Origin of the sequence: Acinetobacter sp. TUM15071 (genome assembly GCF_008980925.1) — a bacterium.
GTDB lineage: Bacteria > Pseudomonadota > Gammaproteobacteria > Pseudomonadales > Moraxellaceae > Acinetobacter > Acinetobacter dispersus.
Genome location: NZ_BKGB01000024.1, coordinates 36,752 through 51,979 on the forward strand (window position 1 = coordinate 36,752; position 15,228 = coordinate 51,979).

The following is a 15,228-nucleotide window of genomic DNA, read 5'->3' on the forward strand; positions in this document are numbered from 1 at the left end:
AATCTAAAAAGTTAAATATAATTTTTCCAGTCCGTAACGCACTGCTGAATCAACTGACAGGTATTATCAAAAAATGCTTGATCGTGTTGATACGGGTCAGGTACATTTTTATTTTGCCAGTGTCCCAAGCGAAACACTTTCCCTTTCGCAAACGGCCACATTTGCTCGATATGCTTTTGCTGATTATGGCTCATCACTAAAATCAGATCTGCCTGTTTTAGCTGCTCTGCATTCAGCTTTTTGGCGATATGTGCACCCATATCAATATTTAAACGTTGCATACATAATTGGGCTTTGCCATCGGCTGGATGCCCAATCAATCCGGAAATACCTGCAGATTCAATCTGCAGGTTAGGATGTTGCTGTTTAAGCATATACTCGGCCATCGGGCTACGGCAAATATTGCCTACACAAACAACCAAAATGCTTTTAATCTCCATATTAATTATTGTCCCAAACGATCTATATTATATAAGGCGCTTGAGAATGGGATAATCTGGTTGACAACACGTTGCCAGCGCGTCAGACCAGTGGCATCCACATAGACAATATCATTACTACGTAGTCTAAACTGATTGGCGAGACCAAAATCACCCAAACTTACTAAATTCAAATGATAGAGTTCAGTGTGACGATCATTCGGGTTGGTGCGGAGTACATAAATACGACTAGCACTGGCCGAAAGTGGGTTGAGACCTAAACTTTCACCTAAAGCATCACTTAAGGTCATGCCTTGGTCGCGCATTGGCAAGGCTTGGTTTTTACCAGACTCCCCCATCACATAAATTTTTTGATTTTCTCTTGAACTGACATAAATCGTATCATTGGGTTGTACCAATAGTTTATGTAGTGAATAGCCAGATTTTTCTAGTGCAATGGTATTAAGGTCATAAGTAATACCATTGCGAATGAGTTGGATAAAGGTATTATCACCTTTATCTGTGATACCTCCAGCCATTCCTAGAGCTGTATAGATACTAATTGGTTGGTCATTCAGAAAGAATTGACCGCCCTTAATGACACTACCTTGAACCGAATAGCGTTGACCTTGATAAGACAGTACTCGCACAATCACATCAGGGTTTTTTAGATAACGCGCAAATTGACTACGTAGGTCAGTGTTGAGTTGTGCGAGTGTTTTGCCTGCAGCTTTATAGCGGCCAACCAAAGGAACTTGAACAAAACCATTATAATCAATTGGATAGCCATTGGCTTGAATTGATTGGTCATTGGTGAGGTTGTTGACTGGCGGAGTAATTTCGGGATACGCCCAAAGTTGAATAGAGAGCACATCCCCAGAGCTCAGACGGTAGGCTTGTTGCTGTTGTTTAAAAAGTGCGGTGTAATTATTTCGATAATCGATTTGAGCGGGCTGAATCGCGGGTAAATTTTCCTGCGTAATTTTTATAACATTAACATCAGTTCCTTGGTCTGTGGTGTAAACGCCTTCACTCGGAATATCGTATGTTTGTAAGCCAGAAGTAACAGCACAAGCTGTAGCACTAAGACTAATCGCAATAATGGAAAAAAGTTGATAATGCTTCACACTCGACCCTTGAATAGTTATATCTGTTGTTACACAACAACATATCTTTGGACTTAGAATTGGGCTAATTCTAGCTGAAAAAGATCAAAAAAGCATAAAAGAATCATTTCGGTTTGTATGTTTAGTTTATCTGAATAATATAGAAGTTAGCATTTGGAATGCTTAGAATTGGGTTGTTAAAAACAATCATACAATTCAAATGGGGGCTAAATTAAAAATCTGCTATAGTACGCCCGTTTCGCAGTAATAAAGGGATAGCATAGTTCCCATTAAAGCGATGAGGGTATTCGAAAGGATTGGAAGATGGAGCATTTGTGACATTGATGCATAAAATCTGAGTCACTACAATGTATTAGAAAAGTTAAAGAGTTTTGCTTTGACACATTGAAGTGGTAAAGAGTTTTAGTGGCAAAAACAATGTTGGATTGCTTTAAATAAGAGATCAAGATTACTTGTTATTTGTTGCCATTTTAGGTTGTGTTTGATTGAATTTATTGATTTAAGTTCATCTTGCGGCGATCATTCTTTCGCACTATATGACACGACAAAATTGGCAAATAGAATGAAATATTTTATGGGTTAATTTGATTTAAACTCATAAATAGATAGAACGTCATACATAAAAAGGGTGAATTGGGTGAAAAAAGTTTTATTAGTATTTGGTACTCGACCAGAAGCGATAAAAATGGCCCCTTTGGCCTTAAAGTTACAACAGTTTAATGAAGACTTTGAAACTAAAGTCTGTGTGACAGGTCAACATCGTCAAATGTTGGATCAGGTGTTGAGTTTATTTGAATTAACACCAGACTTTGATTTGAATTTGATGAAACCAGGGCAAACACTTTCAGATGTGACCTCTGGGGTACTTAAAGGGCTAGAACAGGTTTTTGATGCATGGACGCCCGATGTGGTTTTGGTGCATGGTGATACCGCTACGACCTTTGCTGCTTCATTGGCAGCGTATTATCACAAAATAAAAGTAGGTCATGTCGAAGCGGGTTTACGAACAGGTGATTTGTATTCCCCTTGGCCAGAAGAAGCCAATCGAAAATTAACGGGCGTACTTGCTAATTATCATTTTGCACCGACCCAATCATCGTATGAAAATTTAATTAAAGAAAATGTGAATCCTGCAAATATTATCGTGACAGGAAACACGGTGATTGATGCTTTGCTGCAAGTCAAACAGAAGGTTGAACAAGACCAGGCTTTGGTCACTCAATTTCAGCAAGAGTTTTCATTTCTTGATGCAGATAAAAAACTGATCTTAGTCACAGGACATCGTCGTGAGAATTTTGGCCAAGGCTTTTTAAATATCTGTAAAGCATTGGCCAATCTGGCTAAAAAATACACCGACATACAAATTGTTTATCCTGTGCATTTAAATCCGAATGTACAACAACCTGTTAACGAGCTGTTAGCTGGTATCGCCAATATTCACTTGATCGCCCCACAAGATTATTTGCCTTTTGTGTATTTGATGAATCGTAGTTGTCTGATTCTGACCGATTCTGGTGGTATTCAAGAAGAAGCACCATCATTGGGTAAGCCAGTTCTGGTTATGCGAGATACCACTGAAAGACCTGAAGCGGTTCGTGCAGGAACGGTACGTTTAGTTGGTACAGATACAGAAACTATTGAGCGTTCAGTCATAGAGTTACTTGAAAATCCAAATATTTATGCTGAGATGGCTGAAGCCCATAATCCGTACGGAGATGGTGATTCATGTCAGCAAATTATTGATTTTCTTAAAGCGAACTAAGCCGAAATTTCCATTTATTTTGATTTAAAAGTATAGAGTATGAGCAATTCATTCAAGCATATCTGCGTTATAGGGTTAGGTTATATTGGTTTACCAACAGCTGCGACATTTGCTGCGCATGGGGTAAAAGTTACTGGTGTTGATGTGAATCAACATGCGGTAGATATGATTAATCAAGGTAAAGTTCATATTGTTGAACCTGATTTAGATGCTTTGGTCCGTGACGTCGTTGCTCAGGGTAAATTGTCTGCTCAATTGGCGTCGACTGAAGCAGATGCTTATATTGTTGCAGTTCCGACACCTTTTAAAGATGATTATCAGCCAGATCTAAAATATATTGAATCTGCTGCTAAGGCTTTAGCACCTTTTTTAAAGCCAGGTAATTTGGTTATTTTGGAGTCGACATCACCTGTGGAAGCGACTGAACAAATGTCGGCTTGGTTAAGTGAAGCGCGTCCAGATTTAAGCTTCCCGCAACAAAAGGGAGAAGAGGCTGATATTTTAGTCGCGCACTGCCCAGAACGTGTGTTGCCAGGTAAAGTTTTACAAGAATTGATCAGTAATGACCGTATTATTGGCGGAATGACACCACGTTGTTCAAAAGCAGCATGTGATTTATACAAAATCTTTGTAAAAGGTGCATGTATTGAAACCAATGCTCGTACTGCAGAAATGTGTAAATTGACAGAGAACTCATTCCGTGACGTCAATATTGCTTTTGCAAATGAGCTTTCAGTTATTTGTGACAAGTTAGATATCAATGTATGGGAGTTGATTTCACTAGCGAACCGTCATCCGCGCGTCAATATTTTACAGCCAGGACCAGGGGTCGGCGGTCACTGTATTGCGGTTGATCCTTGGTTTATTGTGGCAAAGACACCAGAACAAGCACGCTTGATTCGTACTGCACGTGAAGTGAATGATGCCAAACCTGAATGGGTTATTGATCAGGTTAAAATTAAAATTGCGGATTTCTTACAAGCAAATCCAAATAAGACGATTCAAGATGTCACGATCGCTTGCTATGGTTTAGCTTTTAAACCAGATATCGATGATCTACGTGAGAGCCCTGCGCTAGAAATTACTAAGAAATTGGCAGAGCAAGGTTTAAATATTTTGGCGATTGAACCTAATATTGAAAAACTACCTCAAAACTTACCAAGTAACATTCAATTGGTTGATTTAAAAGAACGAGATATTGCGGATATTCATGTTGTTTTAGTTGACCATAAAGAATTCAAGTTAAACAAACCGTTGGAAACCTTAATTGTTGATACAAAAGGTATTTGGGGTTGAGGTCGAGAAAATAATATGAGTAATTACTTAGAGTTAATTGGCAGAACACAAGAGCTTTTTGTTGATGATATTCAACATTGGAATAATACGTTAATCGAAATTGTTTCCTCGTCAAAGTTTTTAGTTTTAGGTGGGGCGGGATCTATTGGTCAAGCAGTTGTTAAAGAAATTTTTAAACGTAATCCTAAAAAACTACATGTTGTTGATATTTCAGAAAATAATTTAACAGAAGTTGTTCGTGATATTCGTAGCTCGTTTGGCTACATTGATGGTGATTTCCAAACATTTGCATTAGATATTGGCTCTGCTGAGTATGATGCATATATTCAGAATGATGGTGATTTTGACTATGTTTTAAATCTTTCCGCTTTAAAGCATGTGCGTAGTGAAAAAGATCCGTTTACATTAATGCGAATGATTCATGTCAATATTTTAAATACTGAAAAAACGATTGAACAGTCTATTGAAAAAGGCGTGAAAAAGTATTTCTGCGTTTCGACAGATAAAGCTGCTAACCCTGTAAATATGATGGGTGGCTCAAAGCGTATTATGGAAATGTTCCTTATGCGCCAAAGTCAGCATATTGATATTTCCACGGCTCGTTTTGCGAATGTTGCATTTTCAGATGGTTCTTTACTACATGGTTTTAATCAACGTATTCAGAAAAATCAACCAATTGCTGCACCAAATGATATTCGCCGTTATTTTGTTACGCCAAAAGAATCAGGTGAGTTGTGCCTGATGTCTTGTTTACTAGGTGAGAATAGAGATATTTTCTTCCCTAAACTTAGTGAGCATTTACACCTTATTACTTTTGCTGATATCGCAGTCAAATATCTTACTAACCTTGGATATGAGCCGTATTTGTGTGAGTCTGAAGATGAAGCGCGTAGCTTAATTCAGACTTTGCCAAAACAAGGGAAATGGCCTTGTTTATTTGCTGGAAGTACAACTACTGGTGAGAAAGATTTCGAAGAATTCTTCACCGATAATGAAACTCTAGATATGCAACGTTTTAATAATTTAGGTGTTATTAAAAACGAGCTAAATGTTGAAGAAGATAAATTGCATGTATTTGAAGAAAAAATTCATGCGATGCTATTAAACAAGCAATGGAATAAAGAAGAAATAGTTGATCTATTTAACTATATGATGCCTAATTTTGGACACAAAGAAACAGGTTTATATTTAGATGGGAAAATGTAATGGATACTTCTAAATTTAATCAATTTGTACGAGACATTTATCGTACCAAGAATTTTATTCCATTACATGAACCTCGTTTTCTTGGTAATGAAAAGAAATATGTACTAGATACAATTGATAGCACTTTTGTCTCTAGTGTTGGTGCTTATGTAAATGATTTTGAAGCTAAGGTTCAACAGTTTACAGGTTGTGTTAAAGCCATTGCGACTGTTAATGGAACAGCGGCACTACATATTGCTCTATTGTTGGCTGGCGTAAAGCGTGAAGATATTGTTATTACACAGGCTTTGACTTTTGTCGCAACATGTAATGCTTTATCTTATATTGGTGCTGAACCATTATTTATTGATGTTTCATTAAAAACCCTAGGCTTATGTCCGAAGGCATTGGATACCTATTTACAAGACAATGCTTTTATTGATGATCAAGGTATCTGCAAGCATAAAACTACGAATAAGCGTATTTCTGCAATTGTTCCTATGCATACCTTTGGCCATCCGGTAGAACTGAATGAACTCCAGCAGGTCGTAACAAAATGGAATATTGCCTTAGTTGAAGACGCTGCTGAAAGCTTAGGGTCTTACTATAAAGGTAAGCATACAGGTACATTTGGGTTAGTATCGGCGCTTAGCTTTAATGGTAATAAAGTCATTACCACGGGTGGTGGTGGCATGGTGTTATGTCAAGACGAAGAGCTTGGTGTAAGAGCGAAGCATATTACGACAACCGCCAAGCTGCCTCATCCGTACGAGTTCTATCATGATGAGAATGGATTTAACTACCGCTTACCAAATCTGAACGCTGCTTTGGGTTGCGCGCAGATGGAAGGTCTAGAAGGCTTCCTTGCTAAAAAGCGTGATTTAGCCCAGCAATATCAAAACTTCTTTAAAGATAGTGATGTTTCATTTGTTGTGGAACCTGAAGATTGTCAATCGAACTATTGGTTAAATGCCATTCTTTGTCAGGATAAAAACCAACGAGATTTAATATTGGCTGAAACTAATTCAAACCAAATCATGACTCGTCCAATCTGGACACTGATGACTAGATTGCCAATGTATCAAAATGCGTTACAAGGTGATCTAACAAACTCTTTATGGTTGGAAGAGCGCGTTGTAAATATTCCAAGTTCGGTTCCTCTGGAGTAATTTAGATGAAAAAAATAGCTGTTTTTACAGGAACTCGAGCTGAATATGGTTTGCTGTACTGGTTGATGCGAGATATTCAGCAAGACCCTGAACTGGAATTACAAATTCTGGCAACGGCTATGCATTATTCTCCTGAACATGGTGAAACGTGGAAAACGATTGTACAAGATGGTTTTGAGATTACTGAATCAATAGAAATGCTCTTGTCTGCTGATACCTCGTCCGCAGTCGTGAAATCGATGGGCGTTGGTCTGCTTGGATTTGCAGATGCGCTTAAACGTATGCAACCCGATTTGTTAGTTGTTTTAGGTGATCGTTTTGAAGCTTTGGCAGTAACGCAAGCTGCTTTAATCATGCATGTGCCTGTTGCACATTTGCATGGAGGTGAAATTACTGAAGGTGCATACGATGAGTCAATTCGTCACGCCATTACTAAAATGTCCAATATTCATTTTGCAGCAGCGGAAGAATACAAAAAACGAATTATTCAGTTGGGCGAGCAGCCAGAAAAGGTGTTCAATGTTGGTGCGCTTGGTTTAGATCATATCCAACGTACAGTATTTAAAAATATTGCAGAACTGAGTGAGTTATATGATTTTGATTTTTCAAAGCCATATTTCCTAATCACGTACCATCCTGAAACCAATTTGCTAGAAGAAAATGTCACACCCTTATTTGATGCGCTTAAGCAGATTAAAGATGTCAACTTTATCTTTAGTTATCCAAATGCGGATAATGGCAATACCAATATTGTGAAGGCAATGCTAGGTTTAAAAGCACAGTTTCCTGATCGTGTCTTACTTGTGAAAAGCTTTGGTATTCAGAACTATTTAAGTGTTTTGAAAAATGCTTTAGCAATGGTAGGTAACTCATCAAGCGGATTATCAGAAGCTCCAGCTTTACAGGTTCCAACAGTCAATATTGGTGATCGTCAAAAGGGGCGTCTACGTTGCGAATCTATTTTAGATGTTAGATTAGATGAAAATGAAATTTTAGACGCATTGCAAAAAGCGATAGATTTTCCAGATGACCAATTGAGTCAAGTTGTTCCACCTTTAGGGCAGGGAAATACTTCTCAAAAAATAATTGAACTCATTAAAAAGATTGATTTTAAAAAGAAGGCGCCATTTTATGATCTTTAATCAAGACGAAGTTTATGTTATTGCCGAAATTGGTGTAAATCATAATGGCTCTGTCGAATTGGCAAAAGAGCTTGTTTTAAAAGCCAAAGATTGTGGTGCAAATGCAGTTAAATTCCAGACCTTTAAAGCGGATAGTCTTCTGTCTGACCAGACTGAAATGGCGGCGTACCAAAAGGAAAATACAGGCTCTAGTCAGAGTCAGTTAGAGCTTGTGAAAAGTTTAGAGTTGACTTATGAGCAAACAGGAGAAATAAAAAAATTCTGTGATGAACACAAAATTACGTTTATTTCGACACCTTTTGATTCAGATAGTTTGCAGTTTTTAGTAAATGAAATTGATGTTCCTTACTTAAAAGTATCATCTGCAGATATTTCAAATTTACCGTTTCTTTATGAAATTGCTTGTTCAAAAAAGCATGTCATTTTATCTACAGGAACAGCTAGCTTAGGTGATATTGAACAGGCCTTATCAGTATTTGCATTTGTTATCGATAAGGGAACAGATGTTCGACCATCTCAGCAGTTATTTAGAGAAGCTTATTCTAAAATTTCAGTACGTAAACAGTTGAAGCAACAGGTTTCTATTTTACACTGTGTGACTCAATATCCAGCATTATTTGAAGAAAGTAATCTTAAATCCATTTCAACTTTAAAAAATGTATTTGATTTGGCAACAGGATTTTCTGACCATACGCTTGATGAATATGCAGCAGTTATCGGTGTAAGTCTTGGTGCTCGCATTTTCGAGAAGCATATTACATTAGATAAAACGATGACTGGCCCAGACCATGCAGCATCAATGGAACCAGATGAATTTAAGCATTATGTCGAAATTTTGCATAAAACACATGCAGCTTTAGGCGATGGTATTAAATTTATGCTAGAGCAAGAGAGCGATAACTATTACCTAGTACGTCGTAGTATTGTGGCTAAAACAGATATTGCGGAAGGGGAGCTTTTAACCTCTGACAATGTCACAACAAAACGAGCAGGTCGCGTTTGTTTAGAACCAAATAAGTATTGGGATGTTGTTGGTACAAAAGCAAAACGTAGTTTTAAAAAGAACGATTTTATTGAAATTTAAATGAAAAAACTGGCGATTTTTGGTTCAGGTGGCTTTGCAAAAGAGCTAGTAGATTTAGCAATAGATCAAGGCTACCGCCATATATTTTTTTTAGAAAGAAATGCCAAAGATGGTGACACCTTACTTGGTTTCCCCATTTTGCCTGAATCAGCAATATCGACGTTAACGGATACGGTATATGCGATAGGTATTGCTGATCCAAAGATTCGTAAAAGAATATATGAAGCTTATCCCGATTTACCTTATCCCAATTTGATTCATTCTCAATCATCACTTGGCTATGGGATTCGAGAATTGCTAGAACATAGTAAAGGTGTGGTAATTGCGGCTGGAGCACGAATTACAAATTCATGTCGTTTTGGTCATTTTATTATAGTAAGTTTTAACAGCACAATTGGGCACGACTGCATTCTAGAAAACTATGTTTCTGTCATGCCTGGTGTTAATGTATCTGGTTGTATTCATTTGAAGCAAGGCACTTACATTGGAACAAATGCTGCTATTTTGCCAGGAAAAAGCCCAGAGCAATTGAAATATTTAGGTGAAAACTCCGTTATAGGTGCGGGTACTGTGGTTGTGAAACATACCGAACCGAATAAGGTATATATTGGATCACCTGCTAAGGAATTAAATCGTGACTAGAGATGTTAATAATATAATTTTGCATAAAAATGATTCAATTTTGAAAGCATTAGAGCTACTTGATTTATATGCTTTAAGAATTGTTTTAGTCGTTGATGATCATAATCAATTGATCGGAAGTATTACAGACGGTGATATTCGTAGAGGTCTTTTAAAAGGACAGGATTTACACGCAGCTGTAGAAACAATCATGCATACTAATCCTTATCGTATTGAAGAAGGTAGCTTAAATAACCGTCAGATTTTTGAGATCATGCGTGAAAAAAGTTATTTGGCATTACCAGTAATTAAGAATAATCAGCTAGTTAATATTATTACGCTTGATGATTTGATTCGTAAAAAACGTAAAGAAAATCCCGTTTTTATTATGGCTGGTGGTTTTGGTACGCGTTTACGCCCACTCACCGATACATGCCCAAAACCAATGTTACCTGTTGGTGGTAAGCCCTTACTAGAAGCCATTATCTCTAGCTTTAAAAATCAAGGCTTTTACAAATTTTATATTTCTACCCACTATTTACCAGAAGTGATTAATGAGCATTTTGGTAATGGCGAGAAGTTTGACGTACAGATTCAATATGTACATGAAAATGATCCGCTTGGAACTGGCGGTGCATTAAGTTTATTGCCAGCATCAGAGATTAAATTGCCATTCATTGTGATTAATGGTGATGTATTAACAAATATGAATTTTGAAAAATTATTGGACTTTCATGAGAAGCGTGAAGCTATTGCAACAATGTGTGTGCGAGAGTTCCAATATCAAATTCCTTATGGCGTAGTAAACTCCGAAGATAACGTAATACAAAGTATGACTGAAAAACCAAGTTATTTCTTTGATATTAATACAGGTATTTATGTCATTTCACCTGAATTGTTGGCCCAAGTTAATGCACAGTTTATTGGTATGCCAACTATCTTAGAACAGCAAATGGAAAAGAAAAATAAAGTTTTAAGCTATCCTTTACATGAATATTGGCTCGACATCGGTCATATGGAAGACTATAACCGCGCGCAAAAAGATATTGTTAATTTAGATTTTGGTAAGTTCTAATGATTGAGCAATATCGGGTTACAGCTTTGATTCCTGCTCGTGGTGGCAGTAAACGATTGCCACGTAAAAATGTAAAATTATTAGGTAATAAACCCCTAATTGCATGGTCTATAGAGACAGCCAAAGCATCTAAGTATATCGATCGGGTGATTGTATCTACTGATGACGAAGAGATTAAAGAGGTTTCTGAGTTCTATGGTGCAGAAGTGCCATTCGTGCGTCCAGAATATTTGTCACATGATCATGCATCAAGCTTCGATGTTATAAAGCATGCTATTGGTTTCTTGCAGATAAATAAGATAAATGAACTTATTGTTTTACTTCAACCTACATCTCCATTGCGTTTGGTTTCGGAATTAGACGCCGCATTAGAGTTTTTTGTTGCGAAAAGCGCTAAAGGGATAGTTTCAGTTTCTGAAACTGAGCACAGTCCAATGTGGACAAATACATTGCCAGAAAATGGCTGTATGTCTAATTTTATTCGTCCAGAGGTACAGGGGAAAAGAAGTCAGGACCTGCCTAAGTTTTTCCGTTTGAATGGTTCAATCTATATTTATGAAACTCTATCTTTGTTAGAACAAGCTAAAATATTTTTTGATGAAAGTGTGTATGGGTTTGAGACACCTTTAAAAACAGCCGTTGATATTGATACAGCTTTAGATTTTAAAATTGCAGAGGCTATTTTTAAGGATAGAATAAAATGAATTTATACATAGTTGAGTCACCGTTACAATTGCTTTGTGCATATGAAGCAATACATGTTAATAGAAATGTACCTTATCAATTACTTATACGGCAAACAGGAAGAGGGCTGAATGATAAGCATCTAATTAACTGTGCTAATCAACTAGGATTAGATTATAAAATATTTGTTTTACATGCCGATAATATATATGTGGGTTTGTTGAGAAATTTATTTTTATTATTTTGTTTATATTTTAAATATTATGAGAGAGTATATTTTGGAAGTGTTTATTCTTCAGCATTAAATTTTATAAGTTATTTTATTAGGAGGCGAGAGCTTGTATATCTTGATGATGGTGCTGCTACATTAAGAGCGCAATTCGAGATGTCAAAGAAAGAAAAAAAAGTTTGTAATTGGTTTACTTTTTTTAATATTGACCCCTTGAGTGGTCAAAAAGTGATAAAACATAATTTCGAAAAAATTAAAGAAAAAAATAAAAAAAATATTAATGAGGGGAAATATTTTATTGGTCAGCCTGTATCGGCTATGAAAGGTTTCTCGTTGGAAGATTATATGCGCTGTGTTCGTGAAATTGCAAATAAGTGTGAAAGTAATGAATTTCTTTACTATATACCTCATAGGGTTGAAAATTTAGATTTAATTAATAATATACCTAATATTAAAGTGGTTAAACCAACAGTTCCAATAGAAATTTACTTTTTGGAAAATAAAGGTTCTATTCCTAAAGAAATTTATTCTTGCTATTCCACGGCATTGATTACTTTACCCGTTTTGTTTTTAGGGATAAAAGCAACAGCTATAAAAAATAAATATATGATAAAAAATGAAATGGATTTTATGTATACATATTTTTTAATGAATAATATTAGTGTGGTCGAATTGTAAGGTAGTTAAATATGGTGGCATTAATTTTATTCCTTTCAACAACTGTTTTTTTTCCAATAGCGATATTGGTTTTATTGGTGCCATTTATTTTTATTAGAGAAACTATTATTCACAAGAGCGATATTTTTTTTTACAAAAAAGAGGTTTATGCATATATCGCAATGTTTTTTGTTGCAATAGTTGTTACTTATTTAAATATTTTTTACGGTGCTATAATTTCTAATGTTCAGGAAAATAGTATTTTGGGGAATATTCCCTACATTATATTGCTGCCAGTTGCATTTATAATTGGTAAGTTTTTAAATTTAAAAGACTTAAGGTTAATACAATATTTAATATTAATAGAAATTATTGTTGGTTGTTTTGAGTATTATCATGGTGTCCCAACTTTCTTTATGAATAAAACTCCTATTTCTGAGTTGGCCGATACTGATATTTTATATCAGAAGCGTGTTTTTGGTTTTAGTGCAAATTCAAGCAACTTGGCAGCTAAAGTTGTATATCTCGCAATAATAACTATGATGCAAATTAAATTAAATAAAAAAATTAATAAAGAGCTAATACTATTTTTAATATTTATTTTATTGGGTCTAATTGTTACATTTAATAGAACTGCAATTATTTCTATCATTATATCTGCATTTATACTATTTGGAATGTCACTTAGGGGGCTTTTCTTTATATCTATACCAATATTTGGAGGAGTAATTTATAAATGGGAGTCAATTTATGAACAATTAACAAGAGGGAAAGGAACTGTAGATCTCTCAGGAAGGGACCAAATATTTTCTTACTTTTATAATTTTTGGAGCGAGAATCTTTTATTTGGTAATTTTGGTACGAAACTCTGGTGGAATACTTCAGGGTCTATTTGGCATGCTCATAATAGTTATTTAGAGTTTCTCGCATCAAATGGCTTGTTGATAACACTATTCTTTTTTATTGCATTTTTAATATTATTTGGTCGTGGGCTATTGATTGTTCTTCCTATATTGTTTTTTTCTTTATCTCAATATGGTTTTCTTTGGGGGTTGTCATTCTACGATATCATTTTCTCGGCAATAATATATAATTACATTAAGTTCAATTTTAAAGGTGGTTAAACTATGCTGGTGTTAAAGAAGTTTGTATGTTTATTTTATTATATAATTTATAGAAATATTTTAAAGAAAACAAATAAACCAAAAATTAATGGGAGAGTTAGATTAATAGGATCTATAGAGTTTGGTAATAATAATCACTTAAATGGTGCTGAACTGCAAGGTCAAGGCGGGATTATTATAGGAGATAACTTTCACTCGGCAAAAGGGTTGGTTATCTTGACTCAGAATCATAATTGGAAAGGTAGTGCCTTACCTTATGATAATACGGTAATAAAGAAGGAGGTCGTAATTGGTGATAATGTTTGGGTTGGTATGAATGTAATTATTTTGCCAGGTGTAAAAATTGGTGAAGGCTGCATTATTCAAGCTGGATCAGTAGTAAGTAAAGATATTCCTGATTTGGCAGTTGCTGGTGGGAATCCTGCAATTGTAATTAAGCAACGGGATCATAATCACTATTATGGATTAAAGAAAATTGAAAAGTTTCATTAATGAAAGATATAAGGTTTTTCGATATGCATCTGTCCAGATGTTATCTAAGAGTCTAACTCTTTTATCAACATATATTATAGCTATGCATGCAACAAATGAAGTATTTGGTTATATTTCTTTAATTCAATCTAGTCTCGTTGTAGCAATAACCTTTCTGAGTTTTAACCTTTCTAGTGGCGTTGTTAGGTATTTTTATGAGAAAAACACGTTAAGGATTTTTAGCCGTATTAAGCCTATTATCACCTTTCTCTTTTTTTTATCGCTTTTTATTTCTATATTTTTATTTGTTTTTCTAAAAAATAGTAATTTTTTTTGGTTTTCTTTATTACCTATTATTGGGTACATAAATGGATTGCTGTTGATAGTTTCTATGCTTTCAAGAGCTAATAATAATTTATCTATTTACATGCTAGCAGAGCTCACGAGACCATTTTTTTTGATTATTGTGGCTATTATGTATATATATATGGATTTTGATATTGTTTCAATTTTTTTGCTAGCTTTGTTGCTTTCTTGTCTTTTATCATTTTTCTTATGTGTTTTTAAGTCAGAGAGTCTAATTAATAAAAATATTGAGGAAGAAAGTAGTGCTTATTTTTCTACTAAAACAATAATCATCTATACAGCACCTTTGTTTTTTGTACAAATAATGTCTTTAGTTAATAATGTTTCGGATAAATATATATTACAGCATTATATAGGGGTTGAAGAGGTTGGTTTGTATGGCAAAGCTTATTTGATTGGCTCTTCCTTGGGGCTTTTTCTTGATAGTTTAATGCTTTTGTGGACACCATTTGTTATTAAAAATAGAATTAAATTAATTGGTGGATTTTTCGGCAGGCTGCTATTGTGCTCAGTAAGCGTATGTATTTTTAGTTTGATTGTATTGTGTATAGCATATATTTCTTTTTACTTTAAAGTGGAATTTGGATTTATAAGTAATCAGCTGATTGTTATCAGTTTAATCGTCATTTCTGCATTTATCTCTAGAATAGGATACCAAATTTTAACACCTTTAATTAATGCTTATGATAAAACTAGTTGGGTTGCTAAAATATCTTTTATTAGTATGCTGTTAGGTGTTTTGTTGAATTTATTACTTATTCCAGCTATTGGGGGGTATGGGGCTGCAATAGCTACTTTTATTTCATTTATTACATAT

The 15,228-nt window shown here is 35.1% G+C and carries 15 protein-coding genes; 13 read left to right on the plus strand and 2 right to left on the minus strand.

Features of this window, described 5'->3' with window-relative positions; all coding sequences use genetic code 11:
• Window positions 1–11: 11 nt before the first annotated feature.
• Both GBI66_RS17745 and GBI66_RS17750 read right to left on the minus strand, forming a co-directional pair.
• Window positions 12–440, minus strand: coding sequence for a low molecular weight protein-tyrosine-phosphatase (locus tag GBI66_RS17745; protein WP_151716995.1), 429 nt, complete (start codon window positions 438–440; stop codon window positions 12–14).
• Between the two features lie 5 nt (window positions 441–445).
• Entirely contained in the window at window positions 446–1,546 is a 1,101-nt protein-coding gene (locus tag GBI66_RS17750; RefSeq protein ID WP_151716996.1) for a polysaccharide biosynthesis/export family protein, read from the minus strand.
• 637 nt (window positions 1,547–2,183) lie between these two features.
• Here GBI66_RS17750 and wecB point away from each other — a divergent pair.
• The 13 genes from wecB to GBI66_RS17815 form a co-directional block, all read left to right on the plus strand.
• Complete coding sequence (gene wecB, locus GBI66_RS17755; RefSeq protein ID WP_151716997.1) at window positions 2,184–3,308, plus strand: non-hydrolyzing UDP-N-acetylglucosamine 2-epimerase; 1,125 nt, start codon at window positions 2,184–2,186, stop codon at window positions 3,306–3,308.
• Window positions 3,309–3,347: 39 nt separating this feature from the next.
• Window positions 3,348–4,604 carry a UDP-N-acetyl-D-mannosamine dehydrogenase gene (wecC, locus tag GBI66_RS17760; protein ID WP_151716998.1) on the plus strand — a complete coding sequence of 419 codons (1,257 nt, stop codon included), beginning with the start codon at window positions 3,348–3,350 and terminating at the stop codon, window positions 4,602–4,604.
• Between the two features lie 15 nt (window positions 4,605–4,619).
• Window positions 4,620–5,810 carry a UDP-N-acetylglucosamine 4,6-dehydratase gene (locus GBI66_RS17765; RefSeq protein WP_151716999.1) on the plus strand — a complete coding sequence of 397 codons (1,191 nt, stop codon included), beginning with the start codon at window positions 4,620–4,622 and terminating at the stop codon, window positions 5,808–5,810.
• Entirely contained in the window at window positions 5,810–6,958 is a 1,149-nt protein-coding gene (locus tag GBI66_RS17770) for a LegC family aminotransferase (RefSeq protein WP_151717000.1), read from the plus strand. The genes GBI66_RS17765 and GBI66_RS17770 overlap by 1 nt, the downstream gene beginning before the upstream one ends.
• Before the next feature lie 5 nt (window positions 6,959–6,963).
• Complete coding sequence (gene neuC / locus GBI66_RS17775) at window positions 6,964–8,100, plus strand: UDP-N-acetylglucosamine 2-epimerase (protein ID WP_151717001.1); 1,137 nt, start codon at window positions 6,964–6,966, stop codon at window positions 8,098–8,100.
• Window positions 8,090–9,184 (plus strand): N-acetylneuraminate synthase family protein, encoded by a 1,095-nt coding sequence (locus GBI66_RS17780; RefSeq protein WP_151717002.1) that lies wholly within the window; start codon window positions 8,090–8,092, stop codon window positions 9,182–9,184. The genes neuC and GBI66_RS17780 overlap by 11 nt, the downstream gene beginning before the upstream one ends.
• Complete coding sequence (locus GBI66_RS17785) at window positions 9,185–9,826, plus strand: sugar O-acyltransferase (protein WP_151717003.1); 642 nt, start codon at window positions 9,185–9,187, stop codon at window positions 9,824–9,826.
• Window positions 9,819–10,880, plus strand: a complete 1,062-nt coding sequence (locus GBI66_RS17790; protein ID WP_151717004.1) for a nucleotidyltransferase family protein — start codon at window positions 9,819–9,821, stop codon at window positions 10,878–10,880. The genes GBI66_RS17785 and GBI66_RS17790 overlap by 8 nt, the downstream gene beginning before the upstream one ends.
• The gene (locus GBI66_RS17795) at window positions 10,880–11,584 is read left to right on the plus strand and encodes a cytidylyltransferase domain-containing protein (protein WP_151717005.1); all 705 of its coding nucleotides are present in this window, start codon (window positions 10,880–10,882) and stop codon (window positions 11,582–11,584) included. Before GBI66_RS17790 ends, GBI66_RS17795 begins: the two co-directional genes overlap by 1 nt.
• Window positions 11,581–12,471, plus strand: coding sequence for a polysialyltransferase family glycosyltransferase (locus GBI66_RS17800; protein ID WP_151717006.1), 891 nt, complete (start codon window positions 11,581–11,583; stop codon window positions 12,469–12,471). Before GBI66_RS17795 ends, GBI66_RS17800 begins: the two co-directional genes overlap by 4 nt.
• An 11-nt stretch (window positions 12,472–12,482) precedes the next feature.
• Complete coding sequence (locus GBI66_RS17805; RefSeq protein ID WP_151717007.1) at window positions 12,483–13,574, plus strand: hypothetical protein; 1,092 nt, start codon at window positions 12,483–12,485, stop codon at window positions 13,572–13,574.
• Window positions 13,575–13,577: 3 nt separating this feature from the next.
• Complete coding sequence (locus tag GBI66_RS17810; RefSeq protein ID WP_151717008.1) at window positions 13,578–14,066, plus strand: DapH/DapD/GlmU-related protein; 489 nt, start codon at window positions 13,578–13,580, stop codon at window positions 14,064–14,066.
• A 37-nt stretch (window positions 14,067–14,103) separates the two neighbouring features.
• A partial coding sequence (locus GBI66_RS17815; protein WP_151717009.1) for a lipopolysaccharide biosynthesis protein occupies window positions 14,104–15,228 on the plus strand: 1,125 nt, incomplete at its 3' end.